Consider the following 21381-nt stretch of genomic DNA (forward strand, 5'->3'; position numbering starts at 1 on the left):
TCGGTTCCCTCGGTTCGGGCGCGGCTCAGGAGGAGGCCAGGGGTGCGGCCGTGGTCAGGACGACGCGGGCCGCGTCGGCGGGGCGGGTGCGCAGGAAGTAGTGGCCGCCGTCGGCGAGTTCGTGCAGGTCCACGTGCTCGGCGAACAGCTGCCAGTCCCGGTGCTGGTCGGCGTATCCGGCCGTGCTGGGGTCGTCGGCGGCGACGACCACCGTGAGCGGCGCGGCCAGCTTCAATTCCGGTGGAGCTTCCAGTGCCTCGGCGAAGTAGCGGTGCGCGCAGACGCAGTCGTGCCGGTAGGCGGCGCCGATGTGTTCCGCGTGCTGGGCGTCGAGTTCCCCCAGCTCGGTGTAGCCGCTGTCCTCGGTCAGCCGCGCGGCGATCTCGGCGTTGCCGCGGGCCGTCAGGTCGGCGAGGGCGGCGCGGCGGCCGGCGGCGGTGCCGGGCAGCTGCGCGGCGACGTAGACGCGGGGGACGTCCACTCCGCGCTCCTGAAGCGCCCGCGCCGTCGCGAGGGCGGGGGCGGCTCCCGAGGAGTGGCCCCACAGCATGACCCGGGTCAGGCCGCGCGCGGTGATCTCGGCGACGACCTGCTCCACGACCTGTGCCAGCGGCGCGAACGGCTCGTTGTGGGCGGCCAGGTCGTGACCGGGCAGGTCCACCGCGTAGACGGCGGTGCCGCGGCGCGCCAGGGCGCCGGCCATCGGCTGGTAGTTGACCGCGTTGCCGCCCGCGTAGGGGAAGCAGACCAGGGCCCGGTCCAGCGTGCCGTCCGCTTCCGCGAGGGGTTGCAGCAGTTCGGTGCGCGGCGTGGTGGCGCCGTCGAGGAGGGCCGCGAGGTCGGCGAGCACCGGGTGCCGGGTGATGTCCTTCAGGGAGACGGCCCGGTCCAGCGCGATGGTGAGTTTCACCGCCGACAGGGAGGTGCCGCCCGAATCAAAGAAATGGTCCGCGCGGCCGATCCGGTGTTCGGGGACACCGAGCAACTCGGCCCAGGCGGCGGCCAGTTTCCGTTCGGTCGGGCTGAGCGCGCGGTCGTGCTCGGGGGTGGTGTCGGCCGTTGCCGTCTGTTCGGCCAGGGCGGTGAGGGCCTTGCGGTCGGTCTTGCCGTTGGCGGTCAGCGGCAGGCTGTGCCGCCAGTGGAAGGCCGAGGGGACCATGTAGACGGGCAGGGCCGCGCCCAGTTCGCCGCGCAGGACGTCCACCGGGTGGCGTTCGCCGGTGTAGTAGGCGATCAGGTGGGGGCTGTGGTCCGGGCCCTCGGCGACGACCACGGCGCCGTCCCGGACGCCGGGCACCCTCAGCAGGGTGTTCTCGATCTCGCCGATCTCGATGCGGAAGCCGCGGATCTTCACCTGGTTGTCGCGGCGGCCGAGGAACTCCAGCTTCCCGTCGGGGTGCCAACGCCCCCAGTCGCCGCCGAGGTAGAGCCGCTCACCGGGCCGGTACGGATCCTCCCGGTACGCCTCCCGGGTGCGCTCGGGATCGTTGACGTAGCCGCGTCCCACGCAGACGCCGGAGAAGGCGATCAGCCCCGGTGCCCCGAGCGGCACCAGCGACAGCTGCTCGTCGACGACGTACACGTGCACGTTGTTGACCGCCCGCCCCAGCAGTACGCGTTCGGGCACCGTGTCCATGACCTCGTGGTTGGTGTCGTCCGACGTCTCGGTCAGTCCGTAGGCGTTGACGAGCCTGGTGCCCGGCCGGACCGCGAACCAGCGCTGGACCAGCTCCCGTTTCAGCGCCTCGCCGGTCACCGACACACAGCGCAGGTCCGGCAGTTCGCGCGGGTGCCGCTCCAAGTACGAGACCACCACGTCCAGATAGGAGGGCACGACCTGCACGACGGCGGCCCGGCCGCGCCGGAGCGTGTCGACGAAGCGCTCCACGTCCACGATCGCGTCCTGCTCCACCAGCAGGGTCCGCCCCCCGACCAGGAGCGCGGACACCAGTTGCCACAGCGAGATGTCGAAGCATTGCGGGGCGGTCTGTGCCACCACCGCACCTTCGGTGATGCCAAGGTCGTCGATCTTGGCGAAGAGGTGGTTGAGCATGCCCACGTGCTCGCACATGGCGCCCTTCGGCTCTCCGGTGGAGCCCGACGTGAAGTAGATGTACGCCAGTTGGGCGGACGCGACCTCGACGCCGACGTCGGTGTCGGCGTGCCCTTCCGCGTACGCCGTCTTGATCAGAAGCTTCTCCACGCCGGGCAGGTCGGTCAGGGCCTGGTCCAGGGAGCCGGTGCTGCCGGGCTCGGTCAGCACGATGCGGCAGCCCGCACGGGACAACGTTGTCCGCACCCGTTCGGGTGGGAAGTGCGGTTCGATCGGGAGGTACGCGCCGCCGGCCTTGAAGACCGCGAGCACGGCGGCGAGCCAGTCGAGGTCGCGTTCGGTCACGACCGCGACGACGTCCTCCCGGCTCAGGCCGCGGTCCAGCAGCGCGCGGGCCAATTGGTTGGCGTGGGCGTTGAGTTGACCGTACGTCCACTGCTGGTCGCCGTGCACGGCCGCGACTGCCTCGGGGTGCGCCCGTACGCGCTCCTCGAACAGTTCGTGCACCCGTCCCCGGGGCAGGGTCCGGCGGGGCCCGGCGAGTCCTTCCAGCTGTTCACCGACCTCGTCGGCCGACAGCAGGCTCTGCGTCGTGTGCTCGGCGTCGGCGTCGGCCGCCATCAGACGCAGGGCGGCGAGGTGGTAGCCGCCGATGCGGGCCGCACACCCGGCGTCCAGCGCCTGCTTGCGGTAGCGCAACCGCAGGCCGGTCCGGCCGCCCTCGTCGCTCCAACCCACGCCCAGGACGGCGTCGTCGGCGAGGCCGCCCTCGGTGTCCGCCGGGTCGAAGACGACCTCGTACGACGGTCCCGCGACCGTCAGTTCGCGCCGCAGCTCCGCCACCGGGAACGCGCGGTGCGCAAGCAGCTCTGCCTCGGCGTCGCCCACGGCGGACACGAGGGCACGCCACGAACCGGGCACGACGGTCAGCCGGCACGGCAGCGGGTCGCCCCGCTCCCCCGCGTGGTACCCCGTCACCACGTCCTGCTCGCCGGACAGCGCGGCCAGCACCTTGGCGTGCGCGGCGAGCAGGACGGCGCTCGCGGGCACCCTCAGCTCGTGCGCCAGCTCTCGTACGGCCCGCAGCACGTCGTCCGGTACGGCCGCCTCGTACTCGGCGACGCCCGCCACCGGTTCCCGGACCCACCGCGGTACGGCGGTGAATCCTCCGGCGGTCAGCACACGACCCCAGAACTCCCGGTCCGCTTCCACAGGTACTCCCATCGAATGGCCTTCCTCAACCCACAGCAGCGGTCGCCACGGATGTGTGGCCGAGGGCGCCGGGCCCATCGCTGTCGGGCAGGTCCGTGGCGGGGTTTCCGCCCCACCGGGCGTTCGGGGGGACCTCCTCCCCCTTCATGAGGAAGGAGTCGGGCGCCAGGACGGCGCCGTCACCGATCGTCACGCCGTAGTGCACATGGGCGCCGACGCCCAGCGTGCAGCCGGCACCGAGCGTGGTGCCGTCGGACTTGAACGTGCCGTCCTCCTGCGAATGGCACTGGATCTTGCTCCCGGCGTTGAGGGTGCACTCGTCACCGATCGTGGCGAGCGTCCGATCGGTCAGGTAGCAGCCGTCGTCGAAGACGCTCCTGCCGATCCGGGCGCCCAGCAGGCGCCAGACCAGGCTCTTGAACGGCGTTCCGTTGTAGACGTTGAGGTGGTGATCCGGCACCTTCCACAGACGTTCCTGCAGCCAGAACCGCCGGTCGTAGATGGAGCACAGCTGGGGGCGCAGCGCGCGGAACGACGTGATGCAGCGCTCCACCAGGATGTAGTAGAGGGTGGAGAACGCGAGGGTGAGAGCCAGATAGGCGGCGACCACGACGTGTCCGAGCACGCCGTAGAGGTCGACGGAGGCGAGGGCGAACGCCGTGAGAACAAAGCTGTGCACCCAGCGCACGAGCAGCATGACGACCATCGTGCGGAGGTTGTAGCGGTTCTTCGCGGCGAGATTGCGGGGCAGTTCGTCGTCCGACCTGAGATGGTCGAAGCGCGCGTCGCGCTCCACGGACCGGGGGATCTCGAAGCAGGGCGAACCGAGGAGTCCGACGCCTTCGCGGACCTCGCCGTCGAGGGGGACCATCACCTTCGTCGCGAGCAGGCAGTTGTCTCCCGTACGGCCGCCCGAGGGATAGGCGATGTTGTTGCCGAGGAAGTTCCGCGCGCCGATGGACGCCCGGGACACCCGGAACGACGTGCTGGACATGTCGGCGTTCATGATGGACAGCCCGTCGGCCACCATCGTCCCGCTCCCGACGGACACCAGATAGGGGGTCGAGTGCTGCACCTCGGTGCCGAAGTTCGACCCGGTCTGCTCGACCCGGGACAGGTCGTATCCGAGGCCGCGGAGATACGGCACGACGTAGGAGCTGTCGCCGAAGAGCCAGGCGAAGAACTTCGGGTTGGTGATGCGGGCCGTCGCCATGTGCACCGCGTATTGGAACCCGTAGAGGGGATAGACCCGATCGGGTTTGACGGCCAGGTCCATCAGGCGCGGCACGGTGAACAGTGCGATGAGCCCGAAGACCACGAAGCCGAAGAACAGCACCAGGGACAGGGCCAGTCCGTCGCCGATCAGGGTCGACACCGCGAGTCCGGCCGTGTCCGGGCCCAGTCGGTCGCCGATCGCCGGGACCTGGGTGAACAACATGTACAGACCGCCGACGCTCAGCGGTACATACAGCAGGAACAGCTGGACCAGAGTGGCGAAGCCGAACCAGGCCCGGCGCGGCGTGCCGCATTTCGCCGGGGCGACTCTCAGGTAGTCGACCTGGGTTGGCTGTGCCGGGCAGCCGTGCCAGTGTTCGCCGTCGGGGACCGCCTGCCCGCGGTACAGCGCGGAGGCGTGGCCCAGTTGGGCGCCGTCGCCCATCGAGGTGTCGATGTCGAGGACGGTCTTCTCCCCGATGAACACGTCACGGCCGAGCGTGATCCGGCCGGTCTGGATACGTCCCTGGTGCGCCCGATAGCAGAGCAGGAAGGAGTCCTTGCGGACGACCGTGCCGGCGCCGATCGTGAGGAGGTCGGTGCAGACGGGGACGGAGTGGGAGAAGACCGTGACGCCCTTGCCGACGCGCGCGCCGAGCGCCCGCAGATACAGCACATAGAGCGGGTTGCCGGCGAAGAAGACCATCGGGTTGGCGTGGAGCAGCACCTTGACGAGCCAGAATCGCAGATAGGCCGGGCCCCACAACGGGAATTCACGGGGTTTCCAGCGGCCGACGAGAATCCACTTGGCGGCGACCGGGAACAGGCACAGGGCGACGAAAGCGCCGCCTCCGAAAAGGACCGACCGAAGATAGGCGTCCACCAGACCTGTGGCGGCGGCGATCCACTCGTAGCCCCGAGTACCGACAAGGCCCGCGACAAAGGAGTAACCCAGGAAAATCAGCAACTGGCAGCTGCCGCAGAGCACATAGGCGAGTCTCTTCACCGGGGTGGGCGGCGGCTCCTGGGGAGCGGCCGGACCGGTCCGGTCCTGATCATGCGGCGCCGCTGCGGCCGGTGCGGCCTCGGCGAGCGCCGCGGCGAGGCTGCGGATGGTCGGGTGCCGGTAGATGTCCTTCATGGACGCGGACGGGAGATCGTGCCGCTTCCTCACCCGAGCGCAGAACTGCGCCATGACCAGGGAATTGGCACCGAGGTCGTCGAAGAAGTGGCTGTCGGCCGGAACGCTTTCCACACACGCGACGTCGGCCAGCACTTCGGCGAGTTTCCGCTCGGTGTCCGGGCTCGACGGGCCGGCACCGACGGACCTGGCGGCAGCTCCGTCCGGTCCGTTTATCTGGATCTCGGCCGACTGCTCCACCATTCGACCTCCTGGAGGGCGCTGTGCTCATTCCGGATCATGAGCCGCGGTTCCCAGTTTCGGTCGGCCTTCTCCGGCCTGCCACCGCTCGCCGGTCACCGAGCGGAGCACAATTCCCCGGCGGCCTTGTTCCGCCTGGCTACGGCGGGGTCGGGAGGGGAGCAGAGGATCACTCGTTCGGCGCTCAGTTCCGGCCGGTCCCGGCGCCACGAGGGCCGGGGTCGCCGCCGTTGCGGGGTGCGCCGGTGGAGGGGATCCTGGTGGTGGGTGTCATGAGCATGGGCGTGACTGCGTGACCTTCTCACCGGTGGGCCCCACGGCGAACCACTTCCCGCCGACACCCTGGCCGTTCAGGTCACCCGGCCTGCGGGTCGACGTGAAGGGCAACGACGTCCTCGTGGCGGACAACGCCGGCCGGAACACCACCAACGACGGCTACCGGACCCACACCCAGCAGTCCGGCTGGGGCTGCGGCACGGTGTTCCGGAACAACCGGTCCACGCTCACGGTTCGAGCGGTTCGACGCCGCTGGCCGTCAACGTGACCAATTTCAGCGCCGGTTGCCCGACCACCGTCTACAGCAGCAACACGATGACCGGCGGCAAGAGGCTGACCAACGTAACCGTGACGCAGTAGACAGCCTCGCCACACAACCGTGCGGCCCGTCCCCTGCAGGGGGCGGGCCGCATCTGTGCCCGGGAATCAGCCGATGTGATAGCTGTCCCCGTAGACCTTCCAGTCCAGCGGCGGGTTCAGGTCGAGGTTGCCGTTGCGCAGGAAGACGCGCTGTTCCGTGTCGACCCTGCTGGTGTCGCTGTGCGCCTCCTCCTGCTTCATGGCCCACACCCGCGCGTCGAGGAAGGCGCCCAGGTACGCCGTCTCGTCGCCGCCCTGGGCCGGTGGCTTGGCCGAACGCAGCGCGCGCTTACGGATATTGCCGAAGCTCGTGGAGTCGCCGCCGTCGCCGTGCATGACGATGGCGTCGTAGTAGGTGAACTGGCCGAGCGTGCGCAGCCCGTCGGCCTTGCCCTGCCGGACGGCCGGGTTGAAGTAGACGCGGTCGCGTTCGTCGTTCTGGGCCTGCTGGAACGCCGTGTCCTCGGCGGCCTTGCGCCAGTCGCGGGGGAAGTTCGGGTCGAGCCCGTCGTGCGAGTCGGTGCCGTTGACGTCGCGCAGTGCGGGCAGGTACTTGGCGAGGACGTTGCCAGGCTTGCGGTCGGCATACAACTGCACGAGGTCGAGCATGTCGCCGGTACCGGAGCAGAAGCCGATGATGCCGGCGGTGTAGCCGCGGCCGTCGCCGATGTCCTCGATGTACTTGTACTGCGCCTTCCAGTCGAGCGAGGAGTTCTCCGCGCTCGACACGAGCTTCATGGCGATCTCCTTCTTGGCCGGGTCGTCCAGACCGGGCCCGGCCGCCGGCGCCGCGGCGACGCGCTGGGCGCCGAGCAGGGTGGCGGACGTCAGCCCTCCGATCAGGGCGAGGACGGTACGGCGGGAGGTGCGGCTGGGGGCTGTTTGCTCGGGGTGAGGCACGACAGACACTCCAAGGAGAGGTGGGGGGTGGAGAGTTGGTCCGAACCTGAGCTGTTAGGAAAGTTTCCTATCAGCTTTCTCGCGCCACCGGAACACGCACTCCGGGAACTTCGTAGGATCCGCCGAAGGTTGCCTCACAACGACCAGCAGAGGGGATCGGACGCCGAAGAGTGAGGCCGCCCGCCGGGCCCTACGGAAGCACGGGCGCCGCCGTCCGCACGCTGTCGCGCAGACGGGTCGCGTCCTCGCTCGGCGGCGCGCCGAATTGGCGGCGGTACTCGCGGCTGAACTGCGAGGCACTGTCGTAGCCGACCCGCCGGCCGACGCCCGTGACGTCGCCCGGGTGTGTGGCCAGCAGCAACCGGGCCTCCTGCAGCCGGATCTGTTTCTGGAACCGGATGGGGCTCATCGCGGTCACCGCCTGGAAGTTGCGGTAGAAGGCCGACACGCTCATGCCGGACAGCCGCGCCACGTCCTCGACCTTGAAGGCCTGCGCGTAGTGCTCGCGGATCCAGCGCACCGCCCGCGCGATGTGACTGAGGCTGCTGTCGGCGAGGCCGAGCTGGCGCACGATGCCACCCTGCTCGCCCCTGATCAGCCGCCACAGGATCTCGCGCTTGACGAGTGGGGCGAGGACCGCCCGGTCACGCGGCTCGTCGAGGAGGCGCAGCAACCGGATCACCGCGTCCAGCAGGGCGTCCGGCGCGTCGCTGACGGCGATGCCGGGCAGCGCGCTCCCGCCGGCGTGGGGCACGTCGCCGGGACCGGCCTGCAGCAGCACCTCGGCCACGGCGGACGGTTCGAGCGTGAGCCCGAACCCCAGCGCCGGGTGCTGCGGACTGGCGCCGACGAAGTGACCGGTGACCGGCAGGTCGACCGACGCCACGAGGTACTGCCCGGCGTGGTACTCGTACACCCGGTCGCCCAGCGCGAGGTGTTTGGCGCCCTGCGCGATGACCGCCAGCACGGTGCCGGACATGGACGGCGACGGCGGGTCGGACCGTTCGACCTTCGAGATGAGCACCCCGTCGACCGCGGTGGTCCAGTCGGGGCGTACGTGCCGGGCGAGCAGGTCGCGGAACTCGTCGAGGCGGTCACGATCCATGACCGGATTGCACCACAGGGGCGGGCCCCCGCTCCTGGGCGCGGGAGGATCGTGCAAGGACGTGCGAGAGTCGGCCGCCGGATTCTCAGCGGGCGGCGGCCTTGGTGACCGCCGTTCGGGCCGCGCGTTCCACCAGGGAAACGCCGTCCTTCATCGTCGGGCTGCCGTCCGACAGGACCGCCACGAGGTAGTGGTGACCGCCCGACGTGATCCGTCCGACGCTGTTGACGTCCCACAGACTGGTCGTGTTGCGCTGCAGCCAGCCGTTCTTCAGGGCCCATCCGGAGCCGGCGGCGGCCGAGACACCCCAGGCCTGTTCGCCGGCGATGCGGGCCATCAGGGTGCGGATGTAGGTCTGGGACGCCTCGTCCAGGGCGGAGGAGCCGGCCGAGCCGGTGCCGAAGACCGCGCGCAGCAGTCGTATCTGGTCACTCGACGTCGTCCGGGTGAGCCCCCACTTGCCGCCGGGGCCGCCCTTGGTCGAGGTCAGCCCGAGCCGCTTGTTCGCCGCCTCGAGACCGGGCGCGAGGCCGATCCGCCGCCACAGGGCGTTCGCCGCCGCGTTGTCGCTGTGCTCGATCATCACCTCCGCCTGGGCGCGCTCCTTCGCGGTGAGGCCGTGTCCGGCATCCTGCGCCTGGAGCAGGGCGACGGCGAGGATGTCGACCTTGACGATGCTGGCGGTGTCGTAGTGGACGTCGTCGCCATACACCACGGGCTTGCCGCTCGTGCCGTCGAGGTCGAGCACCGCGGCCGTGACCCGATCCTTGCCTTGCGGCTGCACCCGCGCGAGGAAGTCCGCCGTCGCGGCGTCGGGCCGTACGGAGGCCGCGGCCGCCGGATTGAGCGCGCCGGCCGAGAGGATCATCGCCGCCGAGGCCGCGAGAACACCCGCGCAGGCCGCGGCACGCCCGACACGGGAACTGCGGTGCCCGGCGTGCGGCGGTGAGGACGGGAGGGAGCGTCGGTACGGCATGGTGCGGGGCCTCGGCAGTTCGCGGGAGATTCGGCGGTTCTCGGAAGATTCGGAGGAGAGGGGCACAGACCTGCGAAGGTAGCCAAAACGCCCGTTCAGCGACGTGACGGCCGCCACGCGAGGCACCGTTTCGGGCGGATTGTGGGGAGAACCACAGCCGGACCGCGGGCTTGCGACTCCTGCCGCGGGAGCGTTCCCTGGAAGTACCAGTGGTGAAGCATGAGCGCCTGGGGCTACGACACCGGCCGGCGGGCAGCGTCTCAATGCGTGTTCTCGCGGTCAGTTCTCCGTGGTTTCGTCGCCGTACGGCGTTCGACGCGGAGGTGATCCAGGTGAAGGCAGTCGTCTACGAGAAGCCGTTCAGCGTGACGGTAAGGGATGTCGACGATCCGCAGATCCAGCACCCGAACGACGTGCTGGTACGCGTCACGTCGTCCGCGATCTGCGGTTCCGACCTGCACATGTACGAGGGCCGCACGGCAGCCCAGTCGGGCATCGTCTTCGGCCACGAGAACCTGGGCATCATCGAGCAGGTCGGCTCCGGTGTGACGTCGTTGTCCGAGGGCGACCGGGTCGTCATGCCGTTCAACGTGGCCTGCGGGTTCTGCAAGAACTGTCTCGCCGGGAAGACCGGCTTCTGTCTGACGGTCAATCCGGGATTCGCAGGCGGGGCCTACGGCTATGTGGCGATGGGCCCCTACAAGGGCGGCCAGGCAGAGCTGCTGCGGGTGCCGTTCGCTGACTTCAACTGCCTCAAGCTGCCGCCGGGCGAGGAGTTCGAGACTGACTTCGTGCTGCTCGCCGACATCTTCCCGACCGGCTATCACGGCTGTGAACTCGCCCAGGTGTCCCCGGGCGAGAGCGTGGCCGTCTTCGGCGCGGGACCGGTGGGGCTGATGGCCGCCTACTCGGCGCTGCTGCGCGGTGCGTCGAAGGTGTTCTCCGTGGACCGGGTGCCCGAGCGGCTCGCCAAGGCGGCGGAGATAGGGGCCATCCCCATCGACTTCACCAAGGGCGATCCGGCCGAGCAGATCAAGGAGATGACAGGTGGCGAGGGCACCGACAAGGGCGTCGACGCCGTCGGTTACCAGGCACAGTCGCACGACGCCAGCCACGAGGAACCGGCCGTCGTCCTCAACACGCTCGTCCAGACGGTACGGGCGACGGGCAGGCTCGGCGTGCCGGGTCTGTACGTGCCGTCCGACCCGGGCGGACCCGACGAGGCCGCCAAGCACGGCCAACTGCTGGTCTCCATCGGCAAGATGTTCGAGAAGGGCCAGCAGATGGGCACCGGCCAGACCAACGTCAAGCAGTACAACCGCCAACTGCGCGACCTGATCATCGCCGGGCGGGCCAAGCCCAGTTTCGTGGTCTCCCACGAACTCCCGCTGGACGCGGCGCCGCAGGCGTACGAGAAGTTCGACCAGCGCATCGAGGGTTACACCAAGGTCGTACTGCATCCCGGGCACGCGCTCGCGGCCTGAGAGATGTGATTTGGCGGACGACAGAGAGCGGGGCACGCGCGTCGCGTGCCCCGCTCGCGTGCGCCGCCCTCAGCTCGACGCTGCCCCAGATCGACCCCGCCCAGGCCACCGGCGAGGCCGCCGACCTGCTCGCCGAGCTCAAGAAGAGCGTTGGCTCCGTACCGAACATGGCGAAGGTGATGGCCAACAGCCCCGCGCTGCTCAAGGGCTGGATGGGCCTGTCCGGCGGGCTCGCCGGCGGGGTGCTGCCCGGCGCTGTCCGCGAGCGTCTCTCCCTGGCCACCGCGGAGTACAACCGCTGCACCTACTGCCTGTCCGCGCACTCCTTCGTGAGCAAGCGCGTGGCCAACCTCGCTGACGACGAGATCGAGCGGGCCCGCCACGCGGAGTCCGCCGACCCCCACACGGCGGCCCTGCTCGCCCTGTCCGCCGCCATCGCCCGAGGCCGCGGGGCGATCGACGAGACCGCGTTCAAGACCGCCCGCGCCGCCGGCGTCACCGACGCCGAGATCGCCGAGGTCGTCGGGAACCTGGCGCTCAACATCCTGACCAACTACTTCAACATCGTCGCCGACACCGACAACGAGTTCCCCCTCGTCACGCCGCACCAGCACGCCTGACGCCCCCGATCGTGCGGGTCGCCACCCCCGTCCTGCCGACGGCGACCCGCACTCCGGGCCGGGCTCGAGGCCTGCCACGAGGAGACGGTCGTGCGAGGATCCCCCACGGCGCCGTGTCCGCCGGGAAGCGATGCGGAAGACCACGTCGACGTGGACGACATCGCGGGATCCGCCGCGATGACACTTCCCACTCGGGCCGCTCTCGTGGCAAGCCTGCCGACATGACGGTGCTGCTGACCTTCGACAGCGGAACCCTCGGCATCGCCGACACCGGACCCCGCGTCCCGCACCCGGACGCCGGCCTCGAACCCGACGAGCAGGGGCGCGGTGTGGGAATCATCGAGCACCTGGCGGACCAGGTCGAATTCCACGAGAGCGAACGGCGCTGCCTCGCTCACGCCTGGCTGCGGGTGAATCGCCTTCCGCGCACCGGTGTCGTCACCGTTCCTCCGAACCGGTGGCTGCGCCACTCGTAGGCTGCGTGTCCGATGTCCGGGGCAGGAACGTGCCGCGCATCAGCGCCAGCACGGTACACGTGGCCAGCAACACCATCGCGGCGGTCGACAGAGTGACCAGGAGCCAGGTCAGCTCGTGGCGGCCGGGCACCTGTTCCAGGGACAGCCAGCGAATGCCGAGGGTGACGGCTGTCGTGTACGAGATCGCGAACGCCCAGTAGCCGGGGCCGAACGGAGCTCGTCGGTAGAGGGGAATCAACGCGATCTGCAGGAGCACCATGAACCCGGCATGACCCGCCAGGCCGGCGGCCAAGGGATCGATGGAGCCGCCGTTGAGCGTGAGCCAGGCGTTTCCGGCGACGACAGGCGGAGCGACCTCGATGGCCATGGTGGGCAGCAGCGCGTCAGGGAGCGCCGGCTGTGTGGCAAGGCGCAGGAGCAGGATGGAACCGACGAGCACCCAGCAGAGCACGCCGTAGCCGAACATGACGTACGCCAAGGTCCGGTGGCCGAGGCTCGCACTGGCGGCCGCCCCGAGCAGACCACCGGTCACCGTGGGCAGTGCGTAGCCGGGGTGCCATTGGACCAGGCGCATGTCGTTCGTGATCCACTGCCCGGTGATCCAGGCACCGAAGCCGACGGTGAGGACCAGACCCACCAGGTACACGCCCTCACCGACCGGTCGCTGGTAGCCGGCCAGGGCCACACCGAGCAGCATGACGACGATGGCGGCGACCGAGACGAAGGGACCCTGGACGGGGTGGCCGAGTTCGGCTCGCCATGCGCGCCGCGCGACCAGGCGCTTGGCGTAGACGAGGACGGTGACCAGCCATGCCGCCCCTGCCGTGAGCCACAGGGCGGCACCCGGCCAACGCGCCGTCCCGCCCAGATCGTGGACTGTGGTCCACATCTCCGCCAGACCCGCGATGCCGAAGCAGACGCCGAACAGGTTGGCCGGCAGAGCCCGCGGCACTTCATCGGCCCGGGGCCGACGTGATCGCTGCGACACCGTCGTCCCAGCCGGCGGCGCTACTCGTCCCCCGGCGCGGACGGCAGTGCGAGATGTGCCAGGTCGCCCGGTGGTGGGGTCTTCACCGGCCACAGCGGGGCGGCCGATCCGTCGGCGAGGGCGGCCGGCGCGTCGGTGAGGTTCATGCGCTCGCGCAGGCGGCCGTAGAAGTCCGTCGGTCCGAGCCGGACCGCCCGAAGCCGGCGCGTTGCCGCGTAGACGCCGATCCAGTCGCCCGGGTTGAGCACACCGCGCAGTTGGCCGTCGATGCTGACGGCGGCCTGGCCCGACCGCTCGAGGACGCGCAGCGCGATGGGTTCGTCGGGGGCGGCCACGACGGACCGGTTGAACGCCATGTGCGGGGCGACCGGCGTGAAGATCAGGGCCTCCGCCCGGGGCGAGACCACAGGACCGCCGGCGGCGAAGCTGTACGCGGTCGAACCCGTCGGCGTGGCCACGAGCAGGGCGTCGGCGGAGTACGAAGCCAGCAGCCGGCCGGCGAGATACACACCGACCGACACCTGGCGGTCCCTCGACAGCTTCTCCAGGACGATGTCGTTGAGCGCGGTGACGTTCAGGGCGACGCCCCAGTCGTCACCCTTCTCGCACTCGCCGCGCACGCGCGGCGGCGGCAGCAGCGGACCGCGGCCGTAGCGCAGGAGTTCCTCCATGCCCGAGGGCACCTTGAGCTGGCAGGAGGCACGCATCGTGAGCAGCATGCGGCTCTCGACGGTCAGCTCCCCCTCGCGTACGGCGTCCAGCGCCGCACACACGGCGCGCGCGGGGACTTCGGTCAGGAAACCGACGCGCCCGAGGTCGACCCCGAGGATCAGGGCGTCGTGCTCGGCGGCGAGCCGGGCGCCCCGCAGGAAGGTGCCGTCACCGCCCAGGGTGACGATCAGGTCCGGATCGCCCGCTGCCTCGACCTCCTCCTCGGCACTGTGGCGCCCGCCGTCCTGCCACACGTCGATGTCCGCGCAGTCGACGCCGTTGTCGGCGCACCACGCGCGAACCATCCGCGCGGCGTCCGCGGCCTCCGGGCGTCCGCTGTGCACAACCATGCCGATACGGCTCACCGTCACGCCGGCCTCCAAGACACCTCGCCCCTATTCACCACCCAGCGTTCCACCACTTCGGACCGCACGCCGCCGGAAAGCCCGCTCACCCGGGCCCCGGCCACGATCACGGCGATCGCCGCGCCCGCCGCCGGCGCCCGGAGAACAGGCCGCCCGGCGAGCGGGGAGGTGCTCGCCGGGCGGGGCGGGATCAGGCGCAACCCGCCGGGGTAGCGCGGGACGCGTCCGCGGTCAGGGACCGCTGGGCCGCCGCGAGCCGCCGCACATCGGGCTTGACGACCTTGCGGTCGTAGGTGATCAGCCCGTTGAGCTCGCCCTCGACGTCGGTGATCTGCGTGTACACCGCGCCGTTGCCGCCCTTGCAGGCGAGGGCGTGCACCTCGGCGAGCTTGGTGAGGTAGTCGTCGGTGTAGGTGGCCGGGTCGACGTCGACGTACGACTGCTGCACCGACCAGGCGTGTCCGGGCACCGCGAGGCCGAGGCCGCCGTACTCGCCGCTGACCAGGGGCCCGCTTGCCGTCCGGGTGGGGTGGCAGTGCGGGACTCGGATAGCCGTGCTCGTCCATGATGCCGCCGGTCATGGCGTCCGTCCTGGTGTGGGTGCGGGGATGATGCGTGGGACCGCGCGCCGCACACGCCCGGCGGGGCCAGGGCGATCCCGACGCGTATCCCACAGATCACGCCATCGCGCTACGCCGCGCCGCCGGCTGACGTGTGTACGGCCGTGACCGGGCCCGGACATGCCGCTGAGTGGAGCAATGGCCGATGTTCCCTGGCCGCGAACAGCAGGCTGGACCTCTTGTCGGGATCTTGTGCGGGGAGTTCGGTGTGTTCAGGCTGCGTCGGTCGAACCGTCGGGCGGATCGTGAGGCCGGGCCGGATGTCGGCGTACGGCCGCAGTTGCCCGGTCCCCCGGCGTGGATGCGCTGGCTCCCGGCTCTCTACGTGGTGGGCCTGCTGGTCCTGGAGCCCATCACGCCGGTGCTGTGGCCGGTGAGCTTCGTGCTGATCGCGCTGCCGCTGGTGGCGGCCTTCGCGCACGGGCCCGTCGTCGTCGCCGGCGTGACGGTCTTCGCCGTCGGCTTCGAAGCGGTCCTGGCGGGCACTCCGTGCTGTGCGGGCCGCTCGGTCGGCTATCTGTGGGAGCGGCATTATGTGGCCGCGTACGTGTGTACGGCGCTGGTCGGCACCCTCGGCACCATCCTGGCCGCCCATCGGATACGACGGGAGCGGACCCTCGCCGACGTGCGTTTCGTGGCCGACATGGCGCAGCGCGTCCTGCTGCGGCCGGTTCCGCACCGGATCGGGGAGCTCCAGTTGGAGAGCTTCTATCTGTCGGCCGCCGCGGAGGCCCGTATCGGCGGCGATCTCTTCGAGGCCGTGCCCACCCCACACGGGGTGCGGCTGCTCATCGGCGACGTGCGCGGCAAGGGGCTCCAGGCGGTGGAGACGGCCGCCACGCTGCTCGGCGCGTTCCGCGAGGCCGCGCACGACGAGCCCGATCTTCCCGCACTCGCGGGCCGGGTGGAGACCAGCATGTCGCGCCATGCCGAGCAGTTGCCCGGCAGCGGCAGCGAGGTGGTCGAGCGGTTCACCACGGCCGTCTTCGCCGAGATCGTCACCGACGACAGGATCGTGCGCGTCGTCAACTGCGGCCACCCGCCGCCGCTGCTCGTCCGCCCCGGCGAGGTCCGCGAACTGGACCGGGGGCGGTCCGCGCCGCCGCTGAACATCGGGATGCTGGTCGGGGAGCCGTATGACGTCGACAGCTACGACCTGCGCTCCGGCGACCAGGTCCTGCTGTACACGGACGGCGTCACGGAGACCCGCGCCCCGTCCGGTGCCTTCTACCCGCTGGTCGACCGGGTCCGCTCCTGGGGGCCGCTGCCGCCCCGGAAGCTGCTGGACCGGCTCCATGACGACCTGGTCGCCTACAGCCACAACCAACTGCACGACGACACCGCCGCGCTCACCGTGTATCTGCCCCCCGAGGAGGGGTCGGGTCGCGCGTCGTCGGGGCCGGGCGCATAGCGTGCTGCCATGCGCGTCGACTACTCGCCGGACTCCATCGGTCCGGGCTCCTTCTACCGTCTGCTGACCGCCGTGGTCGTGCCCCGGCCGATCGCCTGGGTGTCCACCCTCAGCGGTGACGGCAGGACGGCCAATCTGGCACCGCACTCGTTCTTCACGGTCGCGTGCGTCGATCCGCCGATCGTGCAGTTCACCTCCGTGGGCCGCAAGGACTCGCTGCGCAACGTCGAGGAGACGCGCGAGTTCGTCGTCAACCTCGCTCCCGAGCCGCTCTTCGAGCAGATCAACGCGACCGGGACGGACTTCCCGCGAGAGGTGGGCGAGTTCGAGGCCGTCGGCATCGAGCGGGAGCCGTCGCTGCGGGTGCGGCCGCCGCGGGTGGCCGCCTCTCCCGTCGCGCTGGAGTGCACGCTGCATTCGACGCTGTGCCTCGGCGACTCCACGGTGGTGTTCGGCCGCGTCGTGCACGCCTCCGTCAGCGAGGACGTCCTGGTGAACGGGCGGCCGGACATCCGGCTGCTGCGCCCCCTGGCCCGGCTGGGCGGCAACGAGTGGGGCACGGTCGGTGAGGTGAACGAACTGGCCCGCATCCCGTACCGGGACTGGGACCGCGACTGACCGTGCCGGTCCGCCGCGGCTCGCACGGGATGCGTGAGCCGCGGCGAACCGGTGCCTGCTCAGCCCTCGATGCGGTGCTGGGTCCAGAACGAGGTCAGGTCCGTGCTCGTGGCGGCCTGCGCGGCCGCCTTGAACTCGGCGGTGGTCGAGACGCCGTACCAGTGCGAAGTGGCGTAGTTCTTCAGGAGATTGGTCATGGCCGTGTCGCCGATGAGACGGCGCAGGTCGTGCAGGGCGCACTTGCCGTAGCCGTAGACCACGGTGGAGTACCGCGACGAGTGGGCGTCCCAATAGGCCATGGAGTTGGTGATCTTCTCGGCCGAGGAGGCCCAGGAGACGCTGCTCCAGCAACTGGCGCCGGTCTTGCCCTGGGCCAGGTCGGTGGCGTAGTCGGTGAACGACTCGTCCAGCCAGGGGCTGTTGTACTCGTCGTCGCCGACGATGCCGTACCACCACTGGTGGCCGATCTCATGGGTGAGGGCCGTGGTGCTGACCAGGTCGAGGACGAAGCCCGGGTACTCCATGCCGCCGAACCAGAAGTTGTTGTCGATCACCGCGTCCAATTCGCCGTACGGGTAGGCGCCGAACCGTGTCGCGTGGGCGTCCACGGCGGACTTGGCGGTGGTGAGCATGGACTGGGCGCTGGAGGAGCTGATGCCCGAGACCGAGTAGACGTTCACCGGGACACCATTGGTCGAGGTGCCGGAGATCTTGGTGAACGGGCCGGCGGCCCAGGCGAAGTCGCGGACCTGGGCGGCGGTCGCCGTGGTGACGGTACGACCGCTGGAGCCGGGGGTGTCGGTGGAGGTGCCGGTGGCCGGGACGAGCAGGGTGCTGGGGTGGTCCAGGGTCACCTTGAAGTCGGCGGCCAGCGAATAGAACGACTCGCCGTTGTTGGTGTACGGGTCCAGGTGCCAGCCCGCTCCGTCCTTGACCGCGAGCACGGGCAGGGCGTTACCGATGAAGCTGAACGATCCGTCGTGGCCGAAGCGGTCGGCGCCGCTGGGCACGGTGATGCCCAGGTCGAAACCGATCGTGGCGCTCTGGCCCTGCGCGAGGGGTGTCGGCAGCGCGATCGGGAGGGCCGTGCAGGCGACGGAGAGGGCGCCCGCGGTGCCGCCGGTGACGTTGGTGACGGTGATCGGCGGGGCGGAGCAGGTGCCGTGGTAGTTGTCCCAGAGCCTCAGGTACACCTCGCTGAGCGCGGTCGAGGAGGCGTTGGTGAAGGTCACGCTCTCGTGGCCGGTCCAGACGGTGCCGCCGGTGTTGCTGCTCAGGCTGACGGTGTACGCGGGTGCGGCCGGGGTTCGTGTGGAGTCGGCCGGCGGGGCCGTGTCGCCGGAGGTGTCGAGGGCGACGTCGTCGAGGACGAAGCTCGTCCGGAGGCTGGAGTCCTCGGTGCCGGTGAAGGCGAGGTTGACGGTCTGGCCCGCGAACGCCGACACGTCGAACGACTTCTTCACGTAGCCGGTGTTCTTGTCGAGGTTCGAGTACGTCGCCAGCGTCGTGCTGCCGATCTTCGCCGTGAGCTTGTCGTACGCGGTGGACGAGGTCGTCTCGGCGGTGTCGATGTGGAGCCAGAAGGTGAGGGTGGCGGCGCTGCATCCGCTCGGGATCGTGACGCTCTGGGTGAGGGTGTCGGTGTGGGTGCTGCCGACGCCGTTCAGCCAGGCGAAGCTGGTGCCGCCGTGGGCACTCTCGCCGGTGCGGCTCGTGATGATGCCGGAGGTGGACTGGGTCCAGGGCGAAGTCCCGCTCTCGAAGCCACCGTTGGCGACGACCTGCGCCGGAGTGCAGGCGGCGGCCACCGGGGCGGCGGCGGGCGGCTCGGCGGCGGCCGGGGTGGCGGGGAGGGTGACGGCGGCCAGCGCGGCGACCGCGAGGGCGCCTGTGGCGAACGCCCTGTGGGGGGTTGATCTCACACGAAACTCCTTCAGGAAGGCCGGATTCCGGCCTGCTCGGTGGCCGCCCGGTCGGCTGGGGTGCGCCAGGGCGGTCGCGGGGTGCGCGTTTCGCTTGCTCGATCGCTTGGACGAGAGATCCGCCGTGCCCTTTCGGGGTCCGGGCACGGCTCTGAAAGCCTGCCAGATTTGACCGGAACATGCCATGAAGAGGGTGAAAGTTGTCGTAACGCAGGTTGGCGAGGCCCGACATGCGCGCGAGGGCGCCGTGTCACATCCCGGCGGACCGGGTCGTGACACGGCGCCCTCTCGGACGGGTCCGACTAGGCGGCGAGGCGCTCGACGAGGGCCTTGGCCTTGGTGGTCGCGTCCTGCAGGGCGCGGTCACGGGAAGACTCGAACAGCGGCACCAACTCGGCCATCGCCGGGTTGTGCGGGGCCATCGTCAGCTCGGGGACGATGAAGTCGAGTTCGAGCGAGAGGGTGTCGGCGAGGATCGCCTTCAGGAAGTTCTGCACGTACTCGAAGTCCTCGCGCGGCGTGCCGGGCCCGTAGGAACCGCCGCGGCTGGCCACGACGGTGACCGGGGTGCCCTTGGCGGAGGGGGCCTCGCCGGCGGTGCGGCCGAACAGGATCACGTTGTCCAGCCACGCCTTGAGCGTCGAGGCGATCGTGAAGTTGTACATCGGCGCGCCGATGAGGACGGCGTCCGCCTCCTCCAGCTCCTCGATCAGGCGCACGCGCTCAGCGAAGGCGGCCGCCTGCTCGGGCGTGTGGGCGTCGGGGGCGGCGAAGCCGGCGGTGTGGGCGTCGGCGGTGATGTGCGGGACGGGGTTCGCGGACAGGTCGCGGTAGATCACCGTGCCCTCGGGGTGCTGCTCCTCCCACGCCTTGCGGAAGGCGTCCGTCACGGCGCGGGACGAGGACGCCCCGTGCGGGAAGACGGACGAGTCGATGTGCAGCAGGGTGGCCATGCGTGTCTCCAGAGGAACACGCCCGGGACGGAACGCCGCGGGCTGAGGTTTCGTACTTCGCTATATCTAACACATGGACTTACTTTTTTTCATCCCCTGGGGGTGTGGTAGTACGATGTGGCCATGGCGGTGGAGCAGACCCACGACGTGAACGCGTGCAAGGAAGTCGACGGCGGTATCACGCGCGTCTTCCAACTGCTGGGCAAGCGCTGGAGCGGCCCGATCATCTCGGTGCTCCTGGCGCAGCCGGTGCACTTCGCGGATCTGCGCCGGGCGGTCCCCGGCATCAGTGAGCGCATGCTCTCGGACCGGCTCGCCGAACTCGGCGCGGCGGGGCTCGTGGTGCGCGAGGTCGACGAGGGGCCGCCGCTGCGGGTCTCCTACCGACTGACCGAGACGGGAGCCGCGCTGGAACCCGCGCTCAAGGAACTCGGGGAGTGGGCGAAGAAGCACCTGCCGGAGAGCGGTCCCTGCATGGAGCCCGCCGGAAACTGACGGCGTCGGCGGACGGCGGTATCGATCACGCGGGGACGGTGTCCTGGCGGGGGCACGTCACGTGATCGAGGAGAACGACATGCCGATCGAGACCGTCGAGCGATTTCTGACCGCCCTGAACCCGCACGACCGCGAGCGGGTCCACGAGATGCCGCGCGGGGAACAGGAGAGGCTCGCCGCCGCCTGGGAGACGGAACTTCAGCAGGACTGGCACCTCGACACGCTGAGCGAGCTCTCCCCACCCGCCGCGGAGCACGAGGCCGCCTCACGCGTCGTCAAGGGGCTTTTCGCGTAAGCGCCGTTCAGCGGTTCAGCACAGCACGGCGAGGTCGCCGGGGCGCACCCGTGCCGTGACGGGGAGGGTCGCCTCGACCTCGCCGTCGGCGCCGTAGGGGACGGCACGGTCCGCCTCGATACGGATCTCCCGGCCGCGCAGGACCTCCACCTCGGGCCGGTTGACGTGCGCGCCGGTGCTGAGCTCGTTCATGAGGGCGAAGAAGAGGCGGCGCGGGGCCTCGCGGATCAGGACGATGTCGAGCAGCCCGTCGTCCACGCTGGCGTCGGGGGCGATGGCCCGACCGGAGCCGTAGTACGGCGAGTTGGCGGCCACGACGGTGTAGCCGCGGTGGTCGTGGTCCTGTCCGTCGACGGTGACGCGGTACGTGGCCGGACGCCAGGTGGTCACCGCGCGCAGCCCGCCGGCGTAGTAGGAGGCCGCCCCGCGCAGCAGCCGCGCGTTGTTGGCGTGGCGGTTGGCGAGCGCGTCGACGCCCGCGTACACGCTGCCCAGCACCACGGTCCGAGGGTGGACGGCCGACTCCACCTCGATCGTGTCCACGTGCCGGGGCTCGTGGTGGAGCAGGATCCGGGCCAGCTCGGCGGGTTCGGCGGGCAGGCCGAGGGCGCGGGCGAAGTCGTTGCCGCGCCCCGCGGGGACCAGGCCGAGGACGGTGCCGGTGCCGCTGAGGGCGCCGCCTATCCCGCCCGCGATGCCGTCGCCGCCGACCGCGAGCACCACCCGGCCCCGCTCACCGGCGGCGCGAGCCAGTTCCTGGGCATGGGCCAGGCTGCGGCTGTACTCGGTCTCCAGTTCCGCCCCGGCCTCCCGCAGCAGCCGGCCGACGTGCAGCAGCGCCGCCGCCCCGGTGGAGCCGCCCGCGGTGGGGTTGACGACGGCGGTGAACTGGCGCATCGGTGTGCCTCCGGGCGATGACGAGGGGTGACCCGGACGTGCCGGGCG

17 protein-coding genes and 2 pseudogenes are annotated in these 21381 nt (G+C 70.5%); 8 read left to right on the forward strand and 11 right to left on the reverse strand.

Going from position 1 to position 21381, the window contains the following annotated elements; genetic code table 11:
- Nucleotides 1–25: 25 nt before the first annotated feature.
- Together ACFYXB_RS22400 and ACFYXB_RS22405 are read right to left on the reverse strand one after the other, a co-directional pair.
- Nucleotides 26–3277 carry an amino acid adenylation domain-containing protein gene (locus ACFYXB_RS22400; RefSeq protein ID WP_389585051.1) on the reverse strand — a complete coding sequence of 1084 codons (3252 nt, stop codon included), beginning with the start codon at nt 3275–3277 and terminating at the stop codon, nt 26–28.
- A 13-nt stretch (nt 3278–3290) separates the two neighbouring features.
- Nucleotides 3291–5864 carry a Pls/PosA family non-ribosomal peptide synthetase gene (locus ACFYXB_RS22405; protein ID WP_389585054.1) on the reverse strand — a complete coding sequence of 858 codons (2574 nt, stop codon included), beginning with the start codon at nt 5862–5864 and terminating at the stop codon, nt 3291–3293.
- A gap of 367 nt (nt 5865–6231) precedes the next feature.
- On the opposite strand from ACFYXB_RS22405, the pseudogene ACFYXB_RS22410 reads away from it, so the two are divergent.
- Nucleotides 6232–6497 (forward strand): annotated as a pseudogene (locus tag ACFYXB_RS22410) (sheath polysaccharide-degrading enzyme); the annotation flags it as partial.
- Between the two features lie 66 nt (nt 6498–6563).
- Here the strand turns inward: ACFYXB_RS22410 and ACFYXB_RS22415 are convergent.
- The 3 genes from ACFYXB_RS22415 to ACFYXB_RS22425 form a co-directional block, all read right to left on the reverse strand.
- Nucleotides 6564–7397, reverse strand: a complete 834-nt coding sequence (locus tag ACFYXB_RS22415; protein WP_389585056.1) for a chitosanase — start codon at nt 7395–7397, stop codon at nt 6564–6566.
- A 190-nt stretch (nt 7398–7587) separates the two neighbouring features.
- On the reverse strand, nt 7588–8502 hold the full coding sequence (locus ACFYXB_RS22420; RefSeq protein WP_389585059.1) for an AraC family transcriptional regulator N-terminal domain-containing protein: 915 nt from the start codon (nt 8500–8502) through the stop codon (nt 7588–7590).
- Between the two features lie 85 nt (nt 8503–8587).
- On the reverse strand, nt 8588–9478 hold the full coding sequence (locus ACFYXB_RS22425; RefSeq protein ID WP_389585061.1) for a serine hydrolase: 891 nt from the start codon (nt 9476–9478) through the stop codon (nt 8588–8590).
- 332 nt (nt 9479–9810) lie between these two features.
- Between ACFYXB_RS22425 and ACFYXB_RS22430 the strand changes: the two genes are divergently transcribed.
- The 3 genes from ACFYXB_RS22430 (at nt 9811) to ACFYXB_RS22440 (ending at nt 12058) form a co-directional block, all read left to right on the forward strand.
- Nucleotides 9811–10962, forward strand: a complete 1152-nt coding sequence (locus ACFYXB_RS22430; RefSeq protein WP_351351690.1) for a glutathione-independent formaldehyde dehydrogenase — start codon at nt 9811–9813, stop codon at nt 10960–10962.
- 5 nt (nt 10963–10967) lie between these two features.
- Nucleotides 10968–11582 (forward strand): carboxymuconolactone decarboxylase family protein, encoded by a 615-nt coding sequence (locus ACFYXB_RS22435; RefSeq protein WP_389585064.1) that lies wholly within the window; start codon nt 10968–10970, stop codon nt 11580–11582.
- Between the two features lie 221 nt (nt 11583–11803).
- Entirely contained in the window at nt 11804–12058 is a 255-nt protein-coding gene (locus ACFYXB_RS22440) for a hypothetical protein (protein WP_389585066.1), read from the forward strand.
- Here ACFYXB_RS22440 and ACFYXB_RS22445 read toward each other — a convergent pair.
- From ACFYXB_RS22445 to ACFYXB_RS22455, 3 genes and pseudogenes are all read right to left on the reverse strand, one after another.
- Nucleotides 12021–13010 carry a TDT family transporter gene (locus tag ACFYXB_RS22445; RefSeq protein WP_389585069.1) on the reverse strand — a complete coding sequence of 330 codons (990 nt, stop codon included), beginning with the start codon at nt 13008–13010 and terminating at the stop codon, nt 12021–12023. The genes ACFYXB_RS22440 and ACFYXB_RS22445 overlap by 38 nt on opposite strands.
- Nucleotides 13011–13066: 56 nt before the next feature.
- Nucleotides 13067–14128, reverse strand: a complete 1062-nt coding sequence (locus ACFYXB_RS22450; protein WP_389585072.1) for an NAD(+)/NADH kinase — start codon at nt 14126–14128, stop codon at nt 13067–13069.
- Nucleotides 14129–14312: 184 nt separating this feature from the next.
- Nucleotides 14313–14709, reverse strand: a pseudogene (locus tag ACFYXB_RS22455) (glycoside hydrolase family 2); the annotation flags it as partial.
- A gap of 334 nt (nt 14710–15043) precedes the next feature.
- On the opposite strand from ACFYXB_RS22455, the gene ACFYXB_RS22460 reads away from it, so the two are divergent.
- Together ACFYXB_RS22460 and ACFYXB_RS22465 are read left to right on the forward strand one after the other, a co-directional pair.
- The gene (locus ACFYXB_RS22460; protein WP_389585074.1) at nt 15044–16153 is read left to right on the forward strand and encodes a PP2C family protein-serine/threonine phosphatase; all 1110 of its coding nucleotides are present in this window, start codon (nt 15044–15046) and stop codon (nt 16151–16153) included.
- A 9-nt stretch (nt 16154–16162) separates the two neighbouring features.
- Nucleotides 16163–16771, forward strand: coding sequence for a flavin reductase family protein (locus tag ACFYXB_RS22465; RefSeq protein WP_389585077.1), 609 nt, complete (start codon nt 16163–16165; stop codon nt 16769–16771).
- Between the two features lie 59 nt (nt 16772–16830).
- Here ACFYXB_RS22465 and ACFYXB_RS22470 read toward each other — a convergent pair whose 3' ends face one another.
- Nucleotides 16831–18693 (reverse strand): M1 family aminopeptidase, encoded by a 1863-nt coding sequence (locus ACFYXB_RS22470; protein ID WP_389585080.1) that lies wholly within the window; start codon nt 18691–18693, stop codon nt 16831–16833.
- Between the two features lie 302 nt (nt 18694–18995).
- Nucleotides 18996–19646: an FMN-dependent NADH-azoreductase gene (locus ACFYXB_RS22475; protein ID WP_389585082.1), complete on the reverse strand. Its 651-nt coding sequence runs from the start codon at nt 19644–19646 to the stop codon at nt 18996–18998.
- A 123-nt stretch (nt 19647–19769) separates the two neighbouring features.
- Here ACFYXB_RS22475 and ACFYXB_RS22480 point away from each other — a divergent pair, with 123 nt between their 5' ends.
- Together ACFYXB_RS22480 and ACFYXB_RS22485 are read left to right on the forward strand one after the other, a co-directional pair.
- On the forward strand, nt 19770–20141 hold the full coding sequence (locus ACFYXB_RS22480) for a helix-turn-helix domain-containing protein (protein WP_351351718.1): 372 nt from the start codon (nt 19770–19772) through the stop codon (nt 20139–20141).
- A gap of 79 nt (nt 20142–20220) precedes the next feature.
- Nucleotides 20221–20436: a hypothetical protein gene (locus tag ACFYXB_RS22485; protein WP_351351721.1), complete on the forward strand. Its 216-nt coding sequence runs from the start codon at nt 20221–20223 to the stop codon at nt 20434–20436.
- Between the two features lie 15 nt (nt 20437–20451).
- Here ACFYXB_RS22485 and ACFYXB_RS22490 read toward each other — a convergent pair whose 3' ends face one another.
- A complete protein-coding gene (locus tag ACFYXB_RS22490; RefSeq protein WP_351351724.1) occupies nt 20452–21333 on the reverse strand; it encodes a YegS/Rv2252/BmrU family lipid kinase in 882 nt (293 codons plus the stop codon).
- Between the last annotated feature and the right edge of the window lie 48 nt (nt 21334–21381).

It is taken from the genome of Streptomyces sp. NPDC002619, from assembly GCF_042889305.1.
Lineage (GTDB): Bacteria > Actinomycetota > Actinomycetes > Streptomycetales > Streptomycetaceae > Streptomyces.

Bases quoted from the DNA above. Each gene is read 5' to 3' on its own strand.
- ACFYXB_RS22400 (WP_389585051.1), bottom strand. From the start codon at position 3,277: ATGGGAGTACCTGTGGAAGCGGACCGGGAGTTCTGGGGTCGTGTGCTG.
- ACFYXB_RS22405 (WP_389585054.1), bottom strand. From the start codon at position 5,864: ATGGTGGAGCAGTCGGCCGAGATCCAGATAAACGGACCGGACGGAGCT.
- ACFYXB_RS22420 (WP_389585059.1), bottom strand. From the start codon at position 8,502: ATGGATCGTGACCGCCTCGACGAGTTCCGCGACCTGCTCGCCCGGCAC.
- ACFYXB_RS22425 (WP_389585061.1), bottom strand. From the start codon at position 9,478: ATGCCGTACCGACGCTCCCTCCCGTCCTCACCGCCGCACGCCGGGCAC.
- ACFYXB_RS22440 (WP_389585066.1), top strand. From the start codon at position 11,804: ATGACGGTGCTGCTGACCTTCGACAGCGGAACCCTCGGCATCGCCGAC.
- ACFYXB_RS22460 (WP_389585074.1), top strand. From the start codon at position 15,044: ATGCGCTGGCTCCCGGCTCTCTACGTGGTGGGCCTGCTGGTCCTGGAG.
- ACFYXB_RS22465 (WP_389585077.1), top strand. From the start codon at position 16,163: ATGCGCGTCGACTACTCGCCGGACTCCATCGGTCCGGGCTCCTTCTAC.
- ACFYXB_RS22475 (WP_389585082.1), bottom strand. From the start codon at position 19,646: ATGGCCACCCTGCTGCACATCGACTCGTCCGTCTTCCCGCACGGGGCG.
- ACFYXB_RS22480 (WP_351351718.1), top strand. From the start codon at position 19,770: ATGGCGGTGGAGCAGACCCACGACGTGAACGCGTGCAAGGAAGTCGAC.
- ACFYXB_RS22485 (WP_351351721.1), top strand. From the start codon at position 20,221: ATGCCGATCGAGACCGTCGAGCGATTTCTGACCGCCCTGAACCCGCAC.
- ACFYXB_RS22490 (WP_351351724.1), bottom strand. From the start codon at position 21,333: ATGCGCCAGTTCACCGCCGTCGTCAACCCCACCGCGGGCGGCTCCACC.